The sequence below is a fragment of the Erythrobacter sp. S249 genome (genome assembly GCF_057364975.1).
Window position 1 is genome coordinate 227101 of sequence record NZ_CP200287.1, and the last position, 18422, is coordinate 245522.

Here is an 18422-nt window from a genome sequence, read left to right on the forward strand (position 1 = left end):
GAAGCGCGACGATACGCCTCTCAAGCGCACGATGGAAGCACCAATGAAAAGGCCCGCCTACTCAATTGAGCAAGCGGGCCGTTTCTTTTTAGGAGTCCCCGCGAAGGCGGGGATCTCGTTAATCTAGGCACTATGCCGTTGGAGGCTCCCGCCTGCGCGGGAGCTCACCATATCGCTACTTAGTCGTCGCTCTTCTTCAGAGCTTCGCCAAGAATGTCGCCGAGCGAAGCGCCGCTGTCGGATGAACCGAACTGCTGCACTGCTTCCTTCTCTTCAGCGATCTGACGCGCTTTGATCGAGAAGTTCGGCTTCTTCGAACGGTCAAATCCGGTGACCATTGCGTCAACCTTGCTGCCGGTCTGGAAGCGATCAGGACGTTGCTCGTCGCGGTCGCGGCCGAGATCCGAACGCTTGATGAAGCCGGTCGCGCCGTCGTCGCCAACCTGCACTTCGAGCCCGCCATCGCGAACTTCTAGAACAGTGACAGTGACGGTTTGGCCCTTGCGCAGCGAATCTGCACCAGCGGCGCCGTCTGCGGTTGGCGCACCCTTTTCGAGCTGCTTCATGCCGAGGCTGATGCGCTCTTTCTCAACGTCAACGTCAAGAACGATGGCTTTGACTTCTTCACCCTTGCGGTGGAGCGCCAATGCGTCTTCGCCCGAGATGCCCCATGCAATGTCGGACATGTGGACCATGCCGTCGACATCGCCGTCGAGGCCAACGAACAGACCGAATTCGGTTGCGTTCTTGACTTCGCCTTCGACGATTGTGCCAACTGGGTGCTTCTCTGCAAACTCATCCCAAGGGTTGCCTTGAGCTTGCTTGAGGCCGAGCGAGATGCGGCGCTTTTCGCTGTCCACTTCGAGGACCAGAACGTCGACTTCTTGCGAAGTGCTGACGATTTTGCCTGGGTGAACGTTCTTCTTCGTCCAGCTCATTTCAGAGACGTGGACCAGACCTTCAATGCCTGGCTCCAGTTCAACAAATGCACCATATTCGGTGATGTTGGTGACGGTACCAGAAAGCTTCGCGCCCATTGGGTACTTGGCTGCAACGCCGTCCCATGGATCGCTTTCCAGCTGCTTCATGCCGAGGCTGATGCGCTGGGTTTCTGAGTTGATGCGAACGATCTGAACCTTCACGGTGTCACCGATATTGATGACTTCGCTTGGGTGATTGACGCGCTTGTAGCTCATGTCGGTTACGTGCAGCAGGCCGTCGATACCGCCGAGATCGACGAATGCGCCGTAATCGGTGATGTTCTTGACGACGCCATCGATAACCTGACCTTCGGCCAGCTTGTCGATCAGCTCGCTGCGCTGTTCCGCGCGGGTTTCTTCGAGGACAGCGCGGCGTGATACCACGATGTTGCCGCGGCGACGATCCATCTTAAGCAGTTGGAACGGCTGAGGCACTTCCATCAGCGGGGTAACATCGCGCACTGGGCGGATGTCGACCTGGCTGCCGGGAAGGAACGCAACAGCGCCGTCGAGATCGACTGTGAAGCCGCCTTTGACGCGGCCAAAGATGCGGCCTTCGACGCGCTTGCCTTCGCCAAATTCGTTTTCGAGCTTGTCCCAAGCAGCTTCGCGGCGGGCGCGGTCGCGGCTGAGCATGGCTTCGCCATCGGCGTTTTCAACGCGGTCGACATACACTTCAACCTCAGAACCAACGCTGAGGCCGTGGTCGTCATCACCGCGGGAGAATTCTTTAAGTCCGACGCGGCCTTCTGATTTGAGGCCCACATCGATGATAGCCATACCGTTTTCGATGGCTGTTACGGTGCCTTTTACAACGCGGCCTTCAAAGCCACCGTCGTCTGCACCGCCAAGTTGTTCGTTAAGAAGCGCTTCAAAATCGTCGCGCGAAGGGTTGGGCGAAGTCGCCATAGGTCAGGAAATCCTGTTTACATTTGCTACCGGCCACCGGTTTTTCCGGGGTCTTAAACCGTCTCTGAGCACCATTGCTCAGCCTAACGGGGCAAGAGGGCCGTAATCCGCATGAGGCCGAATGCGTTCATGCGGGTTCGAAACAATCGGGTATGATTGGGTGAACGGGGGCGCGCTTAGGCCAAGGGCGGCGCAAATGCAAGGATTTTGCGGTTTAGCTGAGCGCTTCTTCGACGGCCTGTATTACCGCAGCGATGGCTTCCTCTTTGCCCAGCATCGTCGTGTCGATCACCATTGCATCGGGCGCGGCCTTTAGCGGGGCATCCTTGCGGCCAATATCGCGGTTGTCGCGGGCAATGATGTCCTGCTCAATCTCGGCGAGTGGAATGTCGATTTCACGCCCTGTCATCTCAAGCCAGCGGCGGCGTGCGCGCTCGGTCGCGCTGGCGGTGATGTAGAGCTTAATCGGGGCGTCCGGCGCAATGACGGTGCCAATGTCGCGCCCGTCCAGCACCGCGCCGCCCTCCTGCGTCGCGAAGGCGCGTTGGCGAGCGAACAGCGCCTCGCGGACCTGCGGGTGGATTGAGACCCGGCTCGCAAGCCCGCCGCTTTCCTCACTGCGCAATTGCTCATCGGCGAGCAAAGCATCGGGAAATTCGCAAGCGGCCAGAGCGTCTGCTGGATCATCGGGATTGCCCTGATTGATTGCGACTTGCCGGCCAACCGCGCGGTAGAGCAGACCCGTATCGAGATGCGGCAGGTCAAAATGCGCCGCCAGCGCAATGGCGATCGTGCCTTTGCCAGAGGCGGTGGGGCCATCAACGGCGATGATCATGATGCGGCCTTGCTCCTCATCCTTAGCGCCTTCACCAACCCGAACACTGCAATCGCGGCCCAGAAGCCCTCTAGCACCAGGCTTGGCCAGTTGGTGTGCACCAGCAGGCTGATCGTGAGCAGCGCAGCCCCGGTCAGGTTCGTGCCGTGCAAGATAAACGGGTTCGGCTTATCCTTTACCGTAAGATAGGCGTAGGCGGCGATTATGCAGGCTGTGCCGACGAAGCCGATGATCGAATAGATGTCGAGCGGGGTGTTCATCGCTTTTCTCGCAATTCTGCGTCTTCGTCACTCTGAGCTCGTTTCAGCGTCCATCCCCGGCGCGGCCCTTCGAAGATCGCTCTGGCGATGGATGCTGAAATAAGTTCAGCATGACGGGCGAGATAAGTCCTCAATTTGATGCCGCCTCAAGCAAGTCCATAAAGCTCGGAAAGCTGGTGCCGATGGGCGAAGTGTCGTCCACGGTCACACCGCCCGCGCTGGCGAGGCCCGCGACCGCCATGCTCATCGCGATACGGTGATCGAGATGCGTGGTGACCGTTTGGCCCTCAGGCGTGCCGGCCAGAGGCTCGCCGCCGGTGCCATGGACCACTAGGCCATCTTCATTTTCCTCGATGTTTGCTCCGGCCAATGTGAGCGCGGCGGCCATCGCTGAGAGGCGGTCGCTTTCTTTCACGCGCAGTTCTTCAAGGCCGCTGGTGCGCGTCGTGCCCTTGGCCAGCGATGCGGCGACAAACAGGACAGGAAACTCGTCAATCATGCTGGGCGCGATGGCCGGATCGACATCAATGCCGGTGAGATCAGAATGGCGCACGCGCAGATCAGCCACCGGCTCGCCGCCCACTTCGCGCAGGTTTACTTCGTCGATGGAGCCGCCCATTTCGCGCAGCACTTGGACGAGGCCTGCGCGGGTCGGATTGAGCCCGACATTCTCGATCAGCAAATCGCTGCCCGGAACGATCAGGGCTGCGACCATGAAGAACGCAGCGGAAGAAGGGTCTCCCGGAACGGTCACGTGCTGCGGCTTTAGGTCAGCTTCGCCGTGAATGCGGATGACGCGAGTGCCATCGTCTTGCTCTTCGACCTCCAGCTTCGCGCCGAAGCCCTTCAACATGCGCTCAGTGTGGTCGCGTGTGGGCACAGGTTCAATCACTGTCGTTATGCCGGGCGTGTTGAGCCCTGCGAGCAGAACGGCGCTTTTTACCTGAGCGCTGGCCACCGGCAGAGTGTATTCAATCGGCACAGCGGGCAGGGCGCCCCGCATCATCAGCGGCAGAGTGCCGCCTGCGGAGCTTTCGAAACTCGCGCCCATAAGGCTCAGCGGATCGATCACGCGGCCCATTGGCCGGCCCGACAGGCTGGCATCGCCAGTAAACGTAGCTTTGATCCCGTGGCTCGCGATGATTCCCATCAGCAGGCGGGTCGAAGTGCCTGAATTGCCCATGTCGAGCGCTTCACCCGGCTCCAGCAATCCGCCAACGCCGACGCCGCTAATGTGCCAAGTACCATCGTCGTCACGCTTAATCTGCGCGCCCATCGCCCGCATCGCGGCGGCGGTGGCCATCACATCTTCGCCCTCTAGCAGGCCGGTTGCGGTGCTTGTCCCCACAGCAAGCGCGGAAAACATCAAAGCGCGGTGGCTGATCGACTTGTCGCCTGGCACGCGCAGATTTCCGCGCAAAGGGCCAAGGGGGGCAAAGGTGTGAGCAGGCAAGATGCAGCTTTCTGAAAATATTAAGCGATGAAATAAGCGCGGCGTCTTTGACAGTCACCCACGCATCTGGCAAGGCGCGCCGACTTTGGAGCGGGGCTCTTGAACTACACCTCAATCGGCCCCACAAACCACACCATATTTTTGCCCGCGCCAATCGCGGCCCGCGGCGTTAACTCGAGGATTAATTGATGGCGAAGCCAGAATGGGGCACCAAGCGTTCTTGTCCCAAATGCGGAGAGCGCTTTTACGATCTCGGCAATGATGAGCCGGTCACCTGCATCGAATGCGGCGAGACTTGGTCTCCTGAGCCTGTGCTCAAGACCAAGCAACCAATTCCATTTGAAGCCGACGACAAGAAGAAGGACGGCGAAGCTGATACCGATCTGGGCGGCGACGATGATGATGAGCTGAAAGACATCGAGAATATCGATGACGGCGAAGATTCACCGGACAATGATGTTGATCTGGGCGGCGACGATGACCTTGGCGTGTCCAAGGGCAAAGGCGACGACGAAGATCACGAGAATTAATTAAGGCTTGCCTTTCGAGGGGGTAGCCCATAATGGGCTGCCTCCTTGCGAAAGCGGGGCGCTGGTCTTACGTGAGTAAGCCGGACACATCGATGATAGGGGCCTTAGCTCAGCTGGGAGAGCGCAACACTGGCAGTGTTGAGGTCAGCGGTTCGATCCCGCTAGGCTCCACCATCGAACCATATTCAAGTCGGTTTTCCTTTTGGAAACCCGCACGCTGGCCAACGAGGTTTCGTTCGCCGGCGTTTTTTGCGTTTAGTTCTCGCCGTGCGCGGCAAGTGAGGAGTTGAAGACGATGTTTGACAATTTGTCCGACCGCCTTGGCGGGGTCTTCGATCGTCTTAAAGGTCGCGGCGCGCTGAAAGAACAAGACGTGCGCGATGCAATGCGCGAGGTCCGCGTGGCTTTGCTCGAGGCCGACGTGGCTCTGCCCGTGGCGCGGCGCTTCATCGATGCAGTGACGGAAAAGGCCGTTGGCCAGGACGTTCTGAAATCGGTCACACCGGGCCAACAAGTCGTCAAAATCGTCCATGACGAGCTGGTCGACATGCTTGGCGGGCCAGAGACCGAAGGCCTGATCCTGGAGGCGAAGCCGCCGGTTGTGATCATGATGGTCGGTCTGCAGGGTTCTGGTAAGACGACGACCACCGCGAAACTCGCAAAGCTCATCAAGGAAAAGCACGGCAAGAAGGCCATGATGGCCTCGCTCGACGTCAATCGCCCGGCTGCTCAGGAGCAGCTGGCGGTGCTGGGCGAGCAGGTGGAAACCGCGACCTTGCCGATCGTCGCTGGCCAGCAGCCAGTGGACATCGCACGCCGCGCAATGGAGGCCGCGCGCCTTCAGAACTTTGACGTGCTGCTGCTCGACACCGCAGGCCGTCTGCATGTCGACGAAGCGCTGATGGCCGAAATGAAGGCCGTCTCCAGCGTTTCTGAGCCGACCGAAGTGCTGCTGGTGGTTGACAGTTTGACCGGTCAAGATGCTGTAAACGTTGCGCAAAGCTTTAGCGGCGAAGTGCCGCTGACCGGTGTGGTCCTCACCCGGATGGACGGCGATGCACGCGGCGGCGCGGCGCTTTCTATGCGCGCTGTAACCGGCAAGCCGATTAAATTTGCGGGCACGGGCGAGAAGCTCGATGCAATTGAGGCCTTCCGCGCAGGCAGCGTGGCTGACCGCATTCTGGGCATGGGCGATGTCGTTAGCCTGGTCGAAAAAGCCGCAGCGACGATCAAGGAAGAAGACGCAGAGCTGCTCGCCAAGCGCATGTCGCAGGGGCAATTCGACCTCAATGATCTGCGTATGCAATTGCAGCAAATGCAGAACATGGGCGGCCTCGGCATGCTGGCGGGTATGATGCCCGGCATGAAAAAGGCGAAGGCCGCAATGGCCGCCGCCGATATGGACGACAAAGTGCTGCTCCATATGGACGCAATCATCGGCTCTATGACGGCCAAGGAACGCGCCAATCCCGCGCTGATGAATGCCAAGCGTAAGCGGCGCGTTGCTGCGGGCAGCGGCACCGAAGTTCCGCAGGTCAACAAGGTGCTGAAGATGCACCAGGAAATGGGCCGCGCGATGAAACAGATTAAGAAGATGGGCGGTCTGAAAGGCCTCGCTTCCATGTTTGGTGGAGGCGGCGGTGGAATGAGCGGCCTACCTGGCATGGGCGGCGGCGCTGGCGGGCCTGGCGGTTTGCCGGGGCTGGGCGGTCCGGGCGGCGGTTCTGGCGCTCCCGGAGTGGATCCGAACACGCTGCCCCCTGAATTACGTGATATGTTGAATAAGAAGTAATTTTAAACGATTTCAAGAATTTGAGACTGGAAAGGTATCTATAATGGCAATTGCACTGAGGCTCTCGCGCGGTGGCGCAAAGAAGCGTCCTTATTACCGGATCGTAGCGGCAGACAGCCGCGCACCACGCGATGGTAAGTATCTGGAGCAAATCGGCGTTTACAACCCGCTGCTCGCCAAGGATGACGAAGGCCGCGTAAAGCTCAACGAAGACCGCGCGAAATATTGGCTCGGCGTTGGCGCACAGCCATCCGACCGCGTTGCGCGTTTCCTCGATGCTGCCGGCATCCGTGAGCGTGAAGCTCGCAACAACCCGAACAAAGCGAAGCCGGGCGAGAAAGCGACCGAGCGCGCTGAAGAGAAGGCTGAAAAGGCTGCTGCCGCTAAGGAAGCGGAAGAAGAAGCGAAGAACGCCGCTGCAGAAGAAGCAAAGGCTGCTGCAGAAGCACCAGCAGAGGAGCCTGCTGCGGAAGAAGCGCCTGCTGAGGAAGCTGCTCCAGAAGCTCCGGCTGAAGAAGCGCCAGCTGAAGAAGCCGCTGCTGAAGAAGCTCCAGCGGAAGACGCTGGCGAAGAAAAGTCTGAAGGCTAAGTCTCAATGCCTTACCCCGCTCACCCTGAGCCTGTCGAAGGGTTGTTCTTCTTTCGGGAATACCGTTCCAGAAACAAGTGCAGTGCTTCGACAAGCTCGGCACGAGCGGGGCTGGGGTGTTGAGCGATAAGCCCATCGAACTGGCCGCCATCACTGGCGCGCATGGCGTGGCGGGCGAAGTCCGGCTGAAACTGTTTGGCGAGGGCGTGGAAGCGCTCTCGCAGCATAAGAGTTTCACGGCCGGCAAAGACGGGCGTGTCCTGACGCTCAAGAAAATCCGCTCCGACAATAAGGGCGGGGCGGTCGCCCGCTTTGCCGAAGTGGCCGGGCGCAATGAGGCAGAGAAGCTGCGCGGAACCGTGCTGATGGTGCCGCGAGAGGCCCTGCCAGACCTTGCTGAGGGCGAGTTTTACCACGCTGACCTTCTTGGCCTGGAGGCCTTCACCGATGCGGGAGACCGCGTGGGCACCGTCGTGGCGGTCGAGAATTTTGGCGCGACCGACGTGATCGAGATCGTGCGCGAGCCGCCGCCCGAGAAAGGCACCAAGACCTTTATGGTGCCGCTGATCGATGCGGCCGTGATCGAATGGGACACAAGCAGGCTTGTGATCGCCGCTGATTTCGCTGAAGGCTAAGAACGCGCTAGCAGGAGGCAGGGAATGGCATTAGTTGACGTGGAGCTCCTTGGCGGGCTGATGATCGTCTTGCTCGGGGCCGTTTTAGGCGTATCTGGGGCCACCGCATTGATCTCAGTTTGGTTCCCGTCTTGGCGGCGCTCCTTACGAGTTTTTGTCGCTACAATTAGCGTGCCAATTTTAATCGTTGGGCCAATTTTGTTATTCTCCATTATTGATGGCGACCTAGTGAGCGATGACTTGCTGATGGGCACTGTCGTCTCAATATTGTTCTGCGTTCTTGGCTGGCCTGTGGCGCACTTCTTAACTCGGGCATTAGATCGTCAGCGCTCCGAGAAATGGGAAACCTTTGAATGACCAAACTCCCCGTCGCAATTTGCCAAGCTGCCCCGGTCCCTTTCGCGATTGGACAGGGCGTCACAAAGGCCGCCGAACTCGCTGAAAAGGCGATCAAAGATGGCGCAAAGCTGGTTGCCTTTGGTGAGACGTTTCTAGGGGGTTATCCGCTGTGGCTGGACGAATCCCCCGGCGCGGCATTGTGGGACCATCCGGGCACGCGCGCATGCCACGCGATGATGCTCGAAAATGCGATTGTCGCGAATGATGAGCGGCTGCTGCCGCTGCAGGAGCTTTGCGATGCGCATGACGCTTGCATCTCTATCGGCGCGCATGAGCGGGTGCGCTCCAGCCTGTATAACAATCAACTGATGCTGCGCCCGGGTGAGGCTCCGCTGGACCACCGCAAGCTGGTGCCCACGCATGGCGAACGCCTGATCTGGATGCGCGGCGATGGCTCAACCCTGGGCGTGCATCAGGCCGAATGGGGCAAGGTCGGCAATCTGATCTGCTGGGAGCATTGGATGCCGCTGGCCCGCGCAGCGATGCACAATCTCGGCGAAGCGGTGCATGTTGCCGCATGGCCGACCGTGCGCGAGGAATATGCGCTCAATTCGCGGCACTATGCCTTTGAAGGCCGCTGCTTTGTGCTCGCCGCAGGGCTGGTTCAGCACAAGACGGACCTGTTTGAAGGCCTGGAGCTGGCGGAAACCGGTAGTGCAGATGTGGGCGCAGCCCGCGAGCTGATCGAAGCGATTGAGAGCGACGCGCTAAACCGCGGCGGCAGCTTTATCGCCGCCCCGGATGCGCGCGTGCTGGCGCAGGCAGGTGAGGGTGAGGAAACTCTCCACGCCGAGCTTGACCTATCAGAGATCGGCGCGAATTTGACGAGCCTCGATACCGATGGCCATTATTCCCGCCCGGATGTGTTTGAACTGAGCGTGGATACCAAGGCGAAGGATGGGGTGAATTGGGGTGCATAGGTTTTCGGTGCTGGTCGAAGGTTGTGTTGGATTTACTACATCGCGATTGGATGACACGATTGCGGAAATTGAAGCTCGGCTCAATGAGAGCGCGTCGTCCGTACTCGTGAAAAACCTGCAGTCAGTTAGGATGCAGTACACAATCACCGCAGTCGGTATGTTCTCGATTTTTGACGCCGAAGTACAACGCGAGTTTGGGGTTGACGATGGTTTCGCTGCGGTTCGTAAAACGCTGACAGCACAGGGCAAAACCGATCTGCTCACTCAATTTGAGCAATTCGCCTTTGCTGTGAATGTTCTTAAACATGGCAAAGGGCGAAGTTACGAACGGCTCTTGGATATGGAAGATCGACTGCCGTTCAGGATCAAGAGCAAACGCGAAGACTTTTTTGACGAGGGAGACGTCTCAGAAATCGATACGTTGGTTCAAGCTGACAGCGATTTTCTAAAAAAATGCGCGGTCGTCATTCACCGAGTATCCGATGCGTTGGGCATCTAAATGACCTTCGCCGCCACCATCCTAACGCTATATCCAGAAATGTTTCCCGGCCCCCTTGGCGCTAGTCTGGCGGGAAAGGCCATGGCTGAGGGCAAGTGGTCGTGTGACACCGTCCAAATCCGCGATTTCGCGCTTGATAAGCACAAGAATGTCGACAGTCCGCCGGCGGGCGGCGGCGCGGGTATGGTGCTGAAATGCGATGTGCTGGGCGGGGCGGTGGATCATGCGATCCAGCAGCAGCCGGGTGCTCCAATCCTAGCCATGACGCCGCGCGGCAAGCCCATCACGCAGGCGCGCATTCGCGAGATCGCAGCTGGACCCGGCGTCACTCTGCTGTGCGGGCGGTTTGAAGGCTTTGACGAGCGCATTTTTGAAGCGCGGCCCCAGATTGAGCAGGTCAGCCTGGCTGATATCGTGTTGTCGGGCGGAGAAATGGCCGCGCTCACCATACTTGATGCTTGCATTCGGCTGCTTCCCGGCGTAATGGGCGCGCCTTCAAGCGGTGCTGAGGAGAGCTTTGAAGAAGGCCTCCTTGAGTATCCGCACTACACCCGACCTCAAGAATGGGAAGGGCGCACGATCCCTGAAGTGCTGCGATCGGGGGATCATGCGAAGATCGCGGCATGGCGAAAGCAAATGTCGGAAGATCACACTCGGTTACGCAGGCCGGATCTATGGGAGCGTCATGAGGATGCTCGGGTCCAGTCTGCCTCTGGCGCGCGGCGAAAAGAAAAGGACACGGACCAGTGAACCTGATCCAACAAATCGAAGCCGAAGAAATCGGCAAAGTGACCAAAGAGATTCCTGAGTTTCAGGCCGGAGACACCGTGCGTGTCGGCGTGAAAGTCACCGAGGGTAGCCGCGAGCGTATCCAGAACTTTGAAGGCGTTGTCATCGCGCGGTCGAACCGCAGCATCAACAGCAACTTCACCGTGCGCAAAATGAGCTTTGGCGAAGGTGTGGAACGTGTGTTCCCACTCTACGCGCCAATCGTCGACAGCATCACCGTGGTTCGCCGCGGCGTTGTGCGCCGTGCGAAGCTCTACTATCTGCGCGGCCGCACCGGTAAGCGGGCTCGTATTGCTGAGCGCCGCGAGAATGCGCCAAAGGCGTAAGTCTCAGACCGAGAGATTTGAAAGGGCGTTCTGGGAGACCAGGGCGCCCTTTTTCGTTGAAGACATTGATTTTCTGCCCCGTCATTGCGAGGACCATTGGTAACGAAGCAATCCAGCGTCTGCCCCTGGATTGCCGCGCAGCCGGTGGCTGCTCGCAATGACGAGGTGTCTTTTGGAATGCGTCTTTCTTTTCTTGCCGCTGCTGCAATGCTCTCAGCCCCAGCCGTCGCGGATGATCACACAGTGACAAGCGCGCCAGAGCTGACGTTTGAGCGCGTCTTCGCCTCGCCATCGCTGAATGGGCCGGCCCCGCGCCAAGCGAAACTGTCGCCCGATGGCCGCTATCTCACTGTGCTGCGCAACCGCGATGATGAGCGCGAGCGCTATGACCTATGGGGCTATGACCGCGAAACCAGCGAGTGGACTATGCTGGTCGACAGCGAAGCGCTGGGGTCTGGCCGCGAGCTCAGCGAAGATGAAAAGATGCAGCGCGAGCGGGCCCGCGTCGGCAACCTTAAAGGCATTATCAGCTATCAATGGGTCAGCGATGGTTCGGGCGTGCTCGTGCCGCTGGATGGTGATCTGTACCTCGCGAAGCTTGGCGGTGAGGTGACGCGCCTCACGGACACTGAAGAGAGCGAGCTTAACCCCAAGCTGAGCCCCACGGGCGGCTCTGTATCTTTCGTGCGCGAACGCCAGCTGTGGGTTGGCAAGGTAGGCGAGGATGCTGCTCCGATTACGCCGAAAGAAGGCGACACGATCCGCTGGGGCGAGGCGGAGTTTGTGGCTCAGGAAGAAATGAGCCGGATGGACGGCTATTGGTGGGCGCCAGACGACCGCCGCCTGGTCGTGCAGCGCACGGACGAGGAGCGGGTAGGGATCGTTACGCGCGCAGCGATCGGTGCGGCAGGCACGAGAGTGTTTGATCAGCGCTATCCCGCTGCGGGAAGTGACAATGCGATTGTCGAGCTGTTCGTGATGGACCCTGATGGTGGCAACCGTGTGAAGGTCGATCTGACCAGCAACCAGAGTCCTGAACATTACAACATCAAGGATCCAACTGACTTCTATCTCGTACGGGTGAATTGGTCGCCAGACGGTGGTCTGTATGTTCAGCGCCAAAATCGCCAGCAAACCGTTCTTGATATGCTCAAGGTCGACCCATCGACGGGGGCAAGCGAGGTCTTGTTCACTGAAAAGGCCGCGACCGAGGATTACTGGATCAATATCGAGGACAATTACAGGTTTCTCAAAAATGGATCGATGATCTGGTGGTCTGAACGCGATGGTTTCGGCCACCTCTATCGCTTGGATTTTGACGAAGATGGTGTGCAGACCCATCAAATCACGCAAGGTAATTATGTTGTCAGCAATCTGGTCGGTGTTGACCAAGATAGTGAGACTGTTTTCTTCACCGCCAACAAAGTTAACCTGCGCGACCAGAGCGTCTATTCGACGAGCTACCGCGAGCTTTCCGGCTTTCCAACAGCGCTGACCATTGGTGGCTATCAACATAGTGCAGCGATGGATCAGGCTGGCAAATCTCTGTTGATCAGCCGTTCGCGTCACGATCAACCGACACAGAGTTACCTCGCTCAGCAAAATGGCGATAGAATTGCATGGGTTGAAGAAAACGCATTGGATGCCGGCCACCCCTATACCCCATATCTCGCCAGCCATCGCCCGGCGAATTTTGGCACAATCAAGGCCGCCGATGGCACGACAGATCTGCATTACAAGATGGTCACGCCAGAGATGGAGCCGGGCAAAAAATACCCGGTCTTCTATTATCACTACAGCGGACCAGGGCCTCAGGTGGTAACGAGTGGTTGGGACGGCGCATTGCAGCAAGCCGTCGTTGATGCAGGCTATATCTGGTTTGAGCTAGACAATCGCGGCAGCGCCAATCGCGGGGTCGCATTTGAACAGCCGCTTTATCACGCGATGGGCGGTGTTGAGGTAGACGACCAGCGCGAGGGCGCGGAGTTCCTCAAGACCCTCGACTTCGTCGATGGGGACAAGATCGCACTCTATGGCTGGTCCTATGGCGGCTATATGACGCTGAAGCAGATGCAGGCCGATCCGGGGCTTTATGCCGCTGGTATCAGTGGCGCTCCGGTCACCAAGTGGGAGCTTTATGATACCCACTATACAGAGCAATTCATGGGGGATCCGCGCGAAGTGCCAGAGGCCTATGAAACGGCCAGCGCCATTCCCGATGCGACCAAGATCAGCGATCCCTTGCTGCTGATCCACGGCATGGCGGATGACAATGTGGTGTTTGAGAACTCATCAGAGCTGATCAGCGTTCTGCAAGAGAACAACGTGCCGTTCGAAATGATGCTCTATCCGGGCTACACGCACCGGGTTGCTGGCGAGAACATCTCGCCGCATCTGTGGAACACGATCTTCACTTTCCTCGAACGGAACGGCGTGACCCCACCGGAATAGGCACGCGCGATTGGGCTAGCCATTCGAGCGCTGTCGCGGCGACTTCGCCGGGCGCTTCGAATTGGGGGTAGTGCCCCACGTTAGGGATCAGATGCGCGCGCGCACGGGGCACAATTTCGCGCCATTTGTCATAGGCGTGCTTGCCAGAGACAGGATCGAGCGCGCCGTTGATCAGGCCGATCTTATCCTGCGCCTCGACCAGCGCGGCCTCCCAGCGCTCCTTATGCGTGTGTCGGTCCGCGATGTAATGCAGCAGCTTGTGCGTCAGCCGGTTGCCGCCCTCGTGCGCGATGAACTCCCAAAACTCGTTCAGCTCCGCCTCGCTCGGCTGAGTGTCTGGCCCAAACACTTCGGAGAAGCTCTGGCCAAAGCGTTTGCGGTTCATCAACAGGCCGACCAGAAATCCGACTGGTGAAACGCCGAGTTTTTGGATTGGTCTGGCACGGTGCTGGTCGGGGAATATCCCACCATTGAGGAACACCATCATACAGAGCCGCTGCGCTGCAGTGCCGTCTTGCTGGCGGGCGAGCAGTTCTTGCCCAACGGACACACCGTAATCGTGCACGAGAGCGTCAAACTCTCCAATGCCGAGATGCGCGAGCAGAGCCTCTTGTACATCGACCTGAGCATGGATTGTGTAACCATTGCCGCCAAAGCCGCCGCGCGGTTTGTCTGACAGTCCAAAGCCCAGCATGTCACAGGCAATCAAATGGTATTTTTCGCCCAGTTTGTCCCACGTGCGAGCCCAATCAGACGAGCATGTGGGATAGCCGTGCACCAGCAAAAGCGGCCTCGCATCACTATTGCCGCCGGTCCAATAGGCAATCTGGTGCCCTTGAAAGCCGAAATAGCTCGCTTTCTCGCGCCAATGCGCGATACCGCTCTGCATACGTTTCCCCTCCTGATGTGCCCAAGAAACTCTTGCCAAGGCATGTTAGGCACGGCAGCGCACAACGTGAAGTTGAATTTCCATTGGAGTATGTGATTTGGGTTACCGGGTGGCAGTGGTCGGTGCGACTGGCAATGTCGGACGCGAGATGATGCAAGTGTTGGCAGAGCGCGAGTTTCCGATTGAGGAAATAGCCGCTGTGGCCAGCTCGCGTTCGCAAGGCAGCGAAGTGGAATTCGGCGACACGGGCAAGATGCTCAAATGCAAGAATATCGAACACTTCGATTGGAATGGCTGGGATATTGCGCTGTTTTCCGCCGGGTCCGGCCCGGCAAAGGAATATGCGCCAAAGGCCGCGGCAGCGGGCTGTATCGTGATCGACAACTCCTCGCTCTACCGTATGGAGCCGGACGTTCCGCTGATCGTGCCAGAGGTCAATCCGGATGCGATTGATGACTATACGAAGCGCAATATCATCGCGAACCCGAACTGCTCGACGGCTCAGCTGGTTGTCGCTCTCAAGCCCCTGCATGATGCGGCCAAGATTAAGCGCGTTGTCGTATCGACCTATCAATCGGTGTCGGGCGCGGGCAAATCAGGCATGGACGAGCTGTTCAACCAAAGTCGCGCGATCTTTGTTGGTGATCCAGTGGAGCCTGCGACCTTTACCAAGCAGATCGCGTTTAACGTGATCCCGCATATTGATGTCTTCCTGGACGATGGATCGACCAAGGAAGAGTGGAAGATGATGGTCGAGACGAAGAAGATCCTCGACCCGAAGATCAAGCTCAACGCGACGTGTGTTAGGGTGCCGGTGTTTGTCGGCCATTCCGAGGCGATCAATATTGAGTTTGAAAATGAGCTGTCGGCCGAGCAAGCGCAGGAAATCCTGCGCGAGGCACCGGGCATCATGCTGATCGATAAGCGCGAAGATGGCGGCTATGTCACGCCAACGGAAAGCGCTGGCGATGGCGCAACCTACATCAGCCGCGTTCGCGAAGACCCGACCGTTGAAAACGGCATCACCTTGTGGTGTGTATCAGATAACTTGCGCAAAGGCGCGGCATTGAACGCGGTGCAGATCGCCGAATTGCTCGGGCGGAGGCATCTGAAAAAGGGATAAAGTATGCGTGGTTTGGTGATCATATTGTCGGCATTCGCGCTCGCCGCCTGCGACAGCGGAACGGTCCCAAGCCCAAGCGAGCGCTTGAATGAACGCGGTGACCCCGCAGCGCCGGTGATCGCCGACAATGCGGTTGAACTGCGCGCGGAGGGGCTTGCCGCTGGATCGGAGGCGTTCTTTTTCTCCTCGGGCATGGTTGAAGTGCGTTACGCTCTTGGCGATGTTCTTGGCCCCGATGCTGGCATTGTGACGAACATGGAATGCGGAGCTGGGCCGATTGAGACAGCCACCTTTCTTGGCGGACTGACTGTCAATTTCCAACAAGGCATGTTGGTCGGTTGGAACCTTGGCCAAAGTGAAGATCCAGAGGCGGAAAAGATCACGGCTGCTGGGGATGTGCAGCTGGGCACTCCTCGGGAAGAGGTGGCCGCGACCCCTGGTTTCCAACCGCTTGAGGGAAGCACCTTGGGCGAGGAATTCGCGCTTGGCGACAAGATCGGCGGCTTCATAGAGGAAGACAAGGTCTCCATGCTTTATGCCGGGAAGCAGTGTTTCTTTAGGTGACGCATTTTGGGTGGAGATTTTTGTGAGGCCACGCGCTAGTCTGCGCCAATGACCTTAAAAGCAGATCTCTATTTCAGCTTCCGTTCCCCATATTCCTATCTCGCCATTGGCCGCTACCGCGCGCTGGCGGAGGAATTTGATCTCGAGATTGAGCTGCGCACAGTGTGGCCGATCGCGATCCGTGCGCCGGAATTGTTGTTCACCGGAAACCCTGCGGCACCGCGCTATATCCTGATGGATTCGATGCGGGTCGCGCAGCATTTGGGCATCCCTTATCGCTGGCCGCGTCCTGATCCTGTGAACCAAAACCTGATGACGCGCGAGATTGCTGAGGAGCAACCGCTTATCCGCCGCATTTGCCGATTGGGCCAGGCCGCATCGCGCCGGGGAAAAGGGCTGGCATTCGCAGACGAAGTGTCCCGCATTATCTTCTCCGGCGAAGTCGATGGCTGGGACGAAGGCGGCCACCTTGCGGGTGCAGCGTCGCGTGCAGAATTGGACCTCGCCGAACTTGATGCCGAAGTGCTGAGCGACGCAGCGGCGCTGGACGCCGAAATCGCTGACAATCAGAGCGCGCTGGAGGCGGCGGGTCATTGGGGCGTGCCCACTTTGGTGTTTGAGGGCGAGCCCTTCTTTGGCCAGGACCGGATCGAAATGGCGAAATGGCGGATGGAGCAAAAGGGGCTGGCGAAGCGGTGAGCGCAGGCGCAACCAATGCAGCCGAGCATTCAGGTGGCTGCCAATGCGGCGCAGTGCGCTACACAATCAGCGGTGACCTGCCGTCGGCCTATGCGTGCCATTGCGGGGAGTGCAAAAAGCAATCCGCCAGCGCATTTTCCATCTCCATTCCGATTTCGTTCGGGCGTCTCAGCATTGAGGGTTCTCCGAAGATGTTTGAGGTCACCGCATTTAGCGGGGCGATGAAGCATTGCTATTTTTGCGGCAAATGCGGGACGCGTATGTGGCACCGATCTAGCGCGTCACCTGATAGCGCGACGTTGAAAGTTGGAACGCTGGATAACGGCAAAGACCTTGCCCCTCAGTTCCATCTCTGGACCTCGAAGAAGCAAGCAGGAATTTCGCTTGATCCAGAGACGTTGAATTACGAGACGCAACCAGACAATTTGCTGGAACTGCGCGAGAGGATGCAAAATTGAGCGACTTTGTTACCGAGCATTTCGCGAGTTTCGACGGCACGAGCCTGGCCGTGCACCGTATGGGTGAGGGCGCTCCGGTGATCCTGCTTCATGGTCTGTTTTCCAGCGCGGATATGAACTGGATTAAATGGGGTCACGCCGCCCGCCTTGCCGAGGCCGGCTGTGAAGCGATCATGCTCGATTTTCGCGTTCATGGGGAGAGCGAGGCTCCGACCGATCCGGCCAATTATCCGAGCGGCGTTTTGGTCCGCGATGCGGCGGCGTTGGTCGAGCATCTTGAGCTGGAAGATGGCGCTTATGACCTCGTCGGCTTTTCGCTGGGTTCGCGCACGGCCTTGCATGCCACGGCGACGCAGGTGCTTGCCCCGCGCAAATTGGTGGTATGCGGGATGGGCGTTTCCGGCCTCAGCGAATGGCAGAAGCGCGCGGCGTTCTTTAAGCGCGTCATTGATGAGTTCGACACTATCGAGCGCGGCGACCCTGCCTATTTCTCGCGCCAATTCCTGAAGTCGCAAGGTGTGGACCGGGTCGCGGCGCGCTTGCTTCTTGATGCGATGGGCGATCTCGACCTTGCTAAGCTCTCCAATGTGACCATGCCCACGCTAGTCGCCTGCGGCGTCGATGATCAGGACAATGGTTCTGCGACTGAGCTTGCCGAATTGCTGCCCAACGCAACCTATCACGAAGTGCCCGGCGCGCATCTCGACAGCGCGACCAAGCCGGAACTGGGCGAGGCGATTACGCAGTTTTTGAGCGTGCCATGACGGTCTCAAAACGGACTGCATTGGTGTGGTGGGTCGGCGGCCTAGTCGCCTTTGCGATTACACTAACGCTGCATGCGCCGTTGATCACCGACAGCGTGCCGGGCGGTATTTTGGACCACCAAAGCGCGCCAGATGCAGCGACAGTGGACGCGATTCAGGGGGCTTGGGCGCGGGACGGGCTAATGAACACCGCCGCAATCGCAATGATCAGCGACCTGATCTTCATCGGCATTTTCGGGATCGGCTGCGTTCTCGCGGGGCTATACTATCGCCGCTGTTCGTCGCCGATACTGTCCGGCCTGGGCTTGGTCGCACTTGCTTCAGGGGTCATCTTTTTGGCGACCGATTACGGTGAGACCATTTCGCAATTCATCCAGCTGCGCAATTTCGCTGGCGATGATCAGCTCGCCTCGCTTGCATCGACGCTGAGGCCGTTCAAAATTGCGACATGGATCAGCGGTTTTCTGGCGGTCCTGACGGCACTGGTGGTCCAACGCTTTTCAACGACTGACGCTTGATTCCAAGCGCGTCGCAGTTCAAACTTATTTCATAAGAAAC

General features: G+C 58.6%; 21 protein-coding genes and 1 tRNA gene. 17 read left to right on the top strand and 5 right to left on the bottom strand.

What is annotated here, in order from left to right; all coding sequences use genetic code 11:
• Nucleotides 1-179: 179 nt before the first annotated feature.
• The 4 genes from rpsA to aroA all read right to left on the bottom strand — a co-directional run bounded on the left by rpsA (nucleotide 180) and on the right by aroA (nucleotide 4437).
• Entirely contained in the window at nucleotides 180-1889 is a 1710-nt protein-coding gene (rpsA, locus tag AC0V6V_RS01080) for a 30S ribosomal protein S1 (RefSeq protein WP_472645093.1), read from the bottom strand.
• Between the two features lie 214 nt (nucleotides 1890-2103).
• A complete protein-coding gene (locus tag AC0V6V_RS01085; RefSeq protein WP_486163643.1) occupies nucleotides 2104-2724 on the bottom strand; it encodes a (d)CMP kinase in 621 nt (206 codons plus the stop codon).
• The gene (locus AC0V6V_RS01090) at nucleotides 2721-2984 is read right to left on the bottom strand and encodes a CBU_0592 family membrane protein (RefSeq protein ID WP_486163644.1); all 264 of its coding nucleotides are present in this window, start codon (nucleotides 2982-2984) and stop codon (nucleotides 2721-2723) included. Before AC0V6V_RS01090 ends, AC0V6V_RS01085 begins: the two co-directional genes overlap by 4 nt.
• A gap of 130 nt (nucleotides 2985-3114) precedes the next feature.
• A complete protein-coding gene (gene aroA / locus AC0V6V_RS01095; RefSeq protein ID WP_486163645.1) occupies nucleotides 3115-4437 on the bottom strand; it encodes a 3-phosphoshikimate 1-carboxyvinyltransferase in 1323 nt (440 codons plus the stop codon).
• Between the two features lie 188 nt (nucleotides 4438-4625).
• Here aroA and AC0V6V_RS01100 point away from each other — a divergent pair, with 188 nt between their 5' ends.
• The 11 genes from AC0V6V_RS01100 (at nucleotide 4626) to AC0V6V_RS01150 (ending at nucleotide 13367) form a co-directional block, all read left to right on the top strand.
• Nucleotides 4626-4967, top strand: a complete 342-nt coding sequence (locus tag AC0V6V_RS01100; RefSeq protein WP_486163646.1) for a TIGR02300 family protein — start codon at nucleotides 4626-4628, stop codon at nucleotides 4965-4967.
• 98 nt (nucleotides 4968-5065) lie between these two features.
• A tRNA-Ala gene (locus AC0V6V_RS01105) sits at nucleotides 5066-5141 on the top strand.
• A gap of 121 nt (nucleotides 5142-5262) precedes the next feature.
• Nucleotides 5263-6759 carry a signal recognition particle protein gene (gene ffh, locus AC0V6V_RS01110; RefSeq protein ID WP_486163647.1) on the top strand — a complete coding sequence of 499 codons (1497 nt, stop codon included), beginning with the start codon at nucleotides 5263-5265 and terminating at the stop codon, nucleotides 6757-6759.
• A 43-nt stretch (nucleotides 6760-6802) separates the two neighbouring features.
• Nucleotides 6803-7348 (top strand): 30S ribosomal protein S16, encoded by a 546-nt coding sequence (gene rpsP / locus AC0V6V_RS01115; protein ID WP_486163648.1) that lies wholly within the window; start codon nucleotides 6803-6805, stop codon nucleotides 7346-7348.
• A 119-nt stretch (nucleotides 7349-7467) separates the two neighbouring features.
• Nucleotides 7468-7983: a ribosome maturation factor RimM gene (rimM, locus tag AC0V6V_RS01120; RefSeq protein ID WP_486163649.1), complete on the top strand. Its 516-nt coding sequence runs from the start codon at nucleotides 7468-7470 to the stop codon at nucleotides 7981-7983.
• 24 nt (nucleotides 7984-8007) lie between these two features.
• Entirely contained in the window at nucleotides 8008-8340 is a 333-nt protein-coding gene (locus AC0V6V_RS01125) for a hypothetical protein (RefSeq protein ID WP_486163650.1), read from the top strand.
• Complete coding sequence (locus AC0V6V_RS01130; RefSeq protein WP_486166149.1) at nucleotides 8337-9302, top strand: carbon-nitrogen hydrolase family protein; 966 nt, start codon at nucleotides 8337-8339, stop codon at nucleotides 9300-9302. The genes AC0V6V_RS01125 and AC0V6V_RS01130 overlap by 4 nt, the downstream gene beginning before the upstream one ends.
• Nucleotides 9303-9348: 46 nt before the next feature.
• The gene (locus AC0V6V_RS01135) at nucleotides 9349-9801 is read left to right on the top strand and encodes a hypothetical protein (protein WP_486163653.1); all 453 of its coding nucleotides are present in this window, start codon (nucleotides 9349-9351) and stop codon (nucleotides 9799-9801) included.
• Nucleotides 9802-10551 (top strand): tRNA (guanosine(37)-N1)-methyltransferase TrmD, encoded by a 750-nt coding sequence (gene trmD / locus AC0V6V_RS01140; protein WP_486163654.1) that lies wholly within the window; start codon nucleotides 9802-9804, stop codon nucleotides 10549-10551.
• Nucleotides 10548-10916, top strand: coding sequence for a 50S ribosomal protein L19 (gene rplS / locus AC0V6V_RS01145; RefSeq protein WP_472638870.1), 369 nt, complete (start codon nucleotides 10548-10550; stop codon nucleotides 10914-10916). Before trmD ends, rplS begins: the two co-directional genes overlap by 4 nt.
• A 177-nt stretch (nucleotides 10917-11093) precedes the next feature.
• Nucleotides 11094-13367 (top strand): S9 family peptidase, encoded by a 2274-nt coding sequence (locus AC0V6V_RS01150; RefSeq protein WP_486166150.1) that lies wholly within the window; start codon nucleotides 11094-11096, stop codon nucleotides 13365-13367.
• Here the strand turns inward: AC0V6V_RS01150 and AC0V6V_RS01155 are convergent.
• A complete protein-coding gene (locus tag AC0V6V_RS01155; RefSeq protein WP_486163656.1) occupies nucleotides 13327-14256 on the bottom strand; it encodes an alpha/beta fold hydrolase in 930 nt (309 codons plus the stop codon). The genes AC0V6V_RS01150 and AC0V6V_RS01155 overlap by 41 nt on opposite strands.
• Nucleotides 14257-14353: 97 nt before the next feature.
• Here AC0V6V_RS01155 and AC0V6V_RS01160 point away from each other — a divergent pair, with 97 nt between their 5' ends.
• From AC0V6V_RS01160 to AC0V6V_RS01185, 6 genes are read left to right on the top strand one after another with little or no spacing between them, the layout of a single operon-like run.
• The gene (locus AC0V6V_RS01160) at nucleotides 14354-15379 is read left to right on the top strand and encodes an aspartate-semialdehyde dehydrogenase (RefSeq protein ID WP_486163657.1); all 1026 of its coding nucleotides are present in this window, start codon (nucleotides 14354-14356) and stop codon (nucleotides 15377-15379) included.
• 3 nt (nucleotides 15380-15382) lie between these two features.
• Complete coding sequence (locus AC0V6V_RS01165; RefSeq protein WP_486163658.1) at nucleotides 15383-15943, top strand: aspartate-semialdehyde dehydrogenase; 561 nt, start codon at nucleotides 15383-15385, stop codon at nucleotides 15941-15943.
• 48 nt (nucleotides 15944-15991) lie between these two features.
• A complete protein-coding gene (locus AC0V6V_RS01170; RefSeq protein ID WP_486166151.1) occupies nucleotides 15992-16642 on the top strand; it encodes a DsbA family protein in 651 nt (216 codons plus the stop codon).
• Nucleotides 16639-17100, top strand: a complete 462-nt coding sequence (locus AC0V6V_RS01175; protein ID WP_486166152.1) for a GFA family protein — start codon at nucleotides 16639-16641, stop codon at nucleotides 17098-17100. The genes AC0V6V_RS01170 and AC0V6V_RS01175 overlap by 4 nt, the downstream gene beginning before the upstream one ends.
• The gene (locus AC0V6V_RS01180) at nucleotides 17097-17864 is read left to right on the top strand and encodes an alpha/beta fold hydrolase (protein WP_486163662.1); all 768 of its coding nucleotides are present in this window, start codon (nucleotides 17097-17099) and stop codon (nucleotides 17862-17864) included. Before AC0V6V_RS01175 ends, AC0V6V_RS01180 begins: the two co-directional genes overlap by 4 nt.
• Nucleotides 17861-18382 carry a hypothetical protein gene (locus AC0V6V_RS01185; protein WP_486163663.1) on the top strand — a complete coding sequence of 174 codons (522 nt, stop codon included), beginning with the start codon at nucleotides 17861-17863 and terminating at the stop codon, nucleotides 18380-18382. The genes AC0V6V_RS01180 and AC0V6V_RS01185 overlap by 4 nt, the downstream gene beginning before the upstream one ends.
• The last annotated feature ends 40 nt before the right edge of the window (nucleotides 18383-18422 follow it).

What these genes read in the sequence shown, in the direction of transcription:
- rpsP (WP_486163648.1), top strand. Translation starts at nt 6,803, where the DNA reads ATGGCAATTGCACTGAGGCTCTCGCGCGGTGGCGCAAAGAAGCGTCCT.
- AC0V6V_RS01125 (WP_486163650.1), top strand. Translation starts at nt 8,008, where the DNA reads ATGGCATTAGTTGACGTGGAGCTCCTTGGCGGGCTGATGATCGTCTTG.
- AC0V6V_RS01090 (WP_486163644.1), bottom strand. Translation starts at nt 2,984, where the DNA reads ATGAACACCCCGCTCGACATCTATTCGATCATCGGCTTCGTCGGCACA.
- AC0V6V_RS01165 (WP_486163658.1), top strand. Translation starts at nt 15,383, where the DNA reads ATGCGTGGTTTGGTGATCATATTGTCGGCATTCGCGCTCGCCGCCTGC.
- trmD (WP_486163654.1), top strand. Translation starts at nt 9,802, where the DNA reads ATGACCTTCGCCGCCACCATCCTAACGCTATATCCAGAAATGTTTCCC.
- AC0V6V_RS01100 (WP_486163646.1), top strand. Translation starts at nt 4,626, where the DNA reads ATGGCGAAGCCAGAATGGGGCACCAAGCGTTCTTGTCCCAAATGCGGA.
- AC0V6V_RS01170 (WP_486166151.1), top strand. Translation starts at nt 15,992, where the DNA reads ATGACCTTAAAAGCAGATCTCTATTTCAGCTTCCGTTCCCCATATTCC.
- AC0V6V_RS01155 (WP_486163656.1), bottom strand. Translation starts at nt 14,256, where the DNA reads ATGCAGAGCGGTATCGCGCATTGGCGCGAGAAAGCGAGCTATTTCGGC.
- AC0V6V_RS01150 (WP_486166150.1), top strand. Translation starts at nt 11,094, where the DNA reads ATGCGTCTTTCTTTTCTTGCCGCTGCTGCAATGCTCTCAGCCCCAGCC.
- AC0V6V_RS01185 (WP_486163663.1), top strand. Translation starts at nt 17,861, where the DNA reads ATGACGGTCTCAAAACGGACTGCATTGGTGTGGTGGGTCGGCGGCCTA.
- ffh (WP_486163647.1), top strand. Translation starts at nt 5,263, where the DNA reads ATGTTTGACAATTTGTCCGACCGCCTTGGCGGGGTCTTCGATCGTCTT.
- AC0V6V_RS01130 (WP_486166149.1), top strand. Translation starts at nt 8,337, where the DNA reads ATGACCAAACTCCCCGTCGCAATTTGCCAAGCTGCCCCGGTCCCTTTC.
- AC0V6V_RS01085 (WP_486163643.1), bottom strand. Translation starts at nt 2,724, where the DNA reads ATGATCATCGCCGTTGATGGCCCCACCGCCTCTGGCAAAGGCACGATC.
- rpsA (WP_472645093.1), bottom strand. Translation starts at nt 1,889, where the DNA reads ATGGCGACTTCGCCCAACCCTTCGCGCGACGATTTTGAAGCGCTTCTT.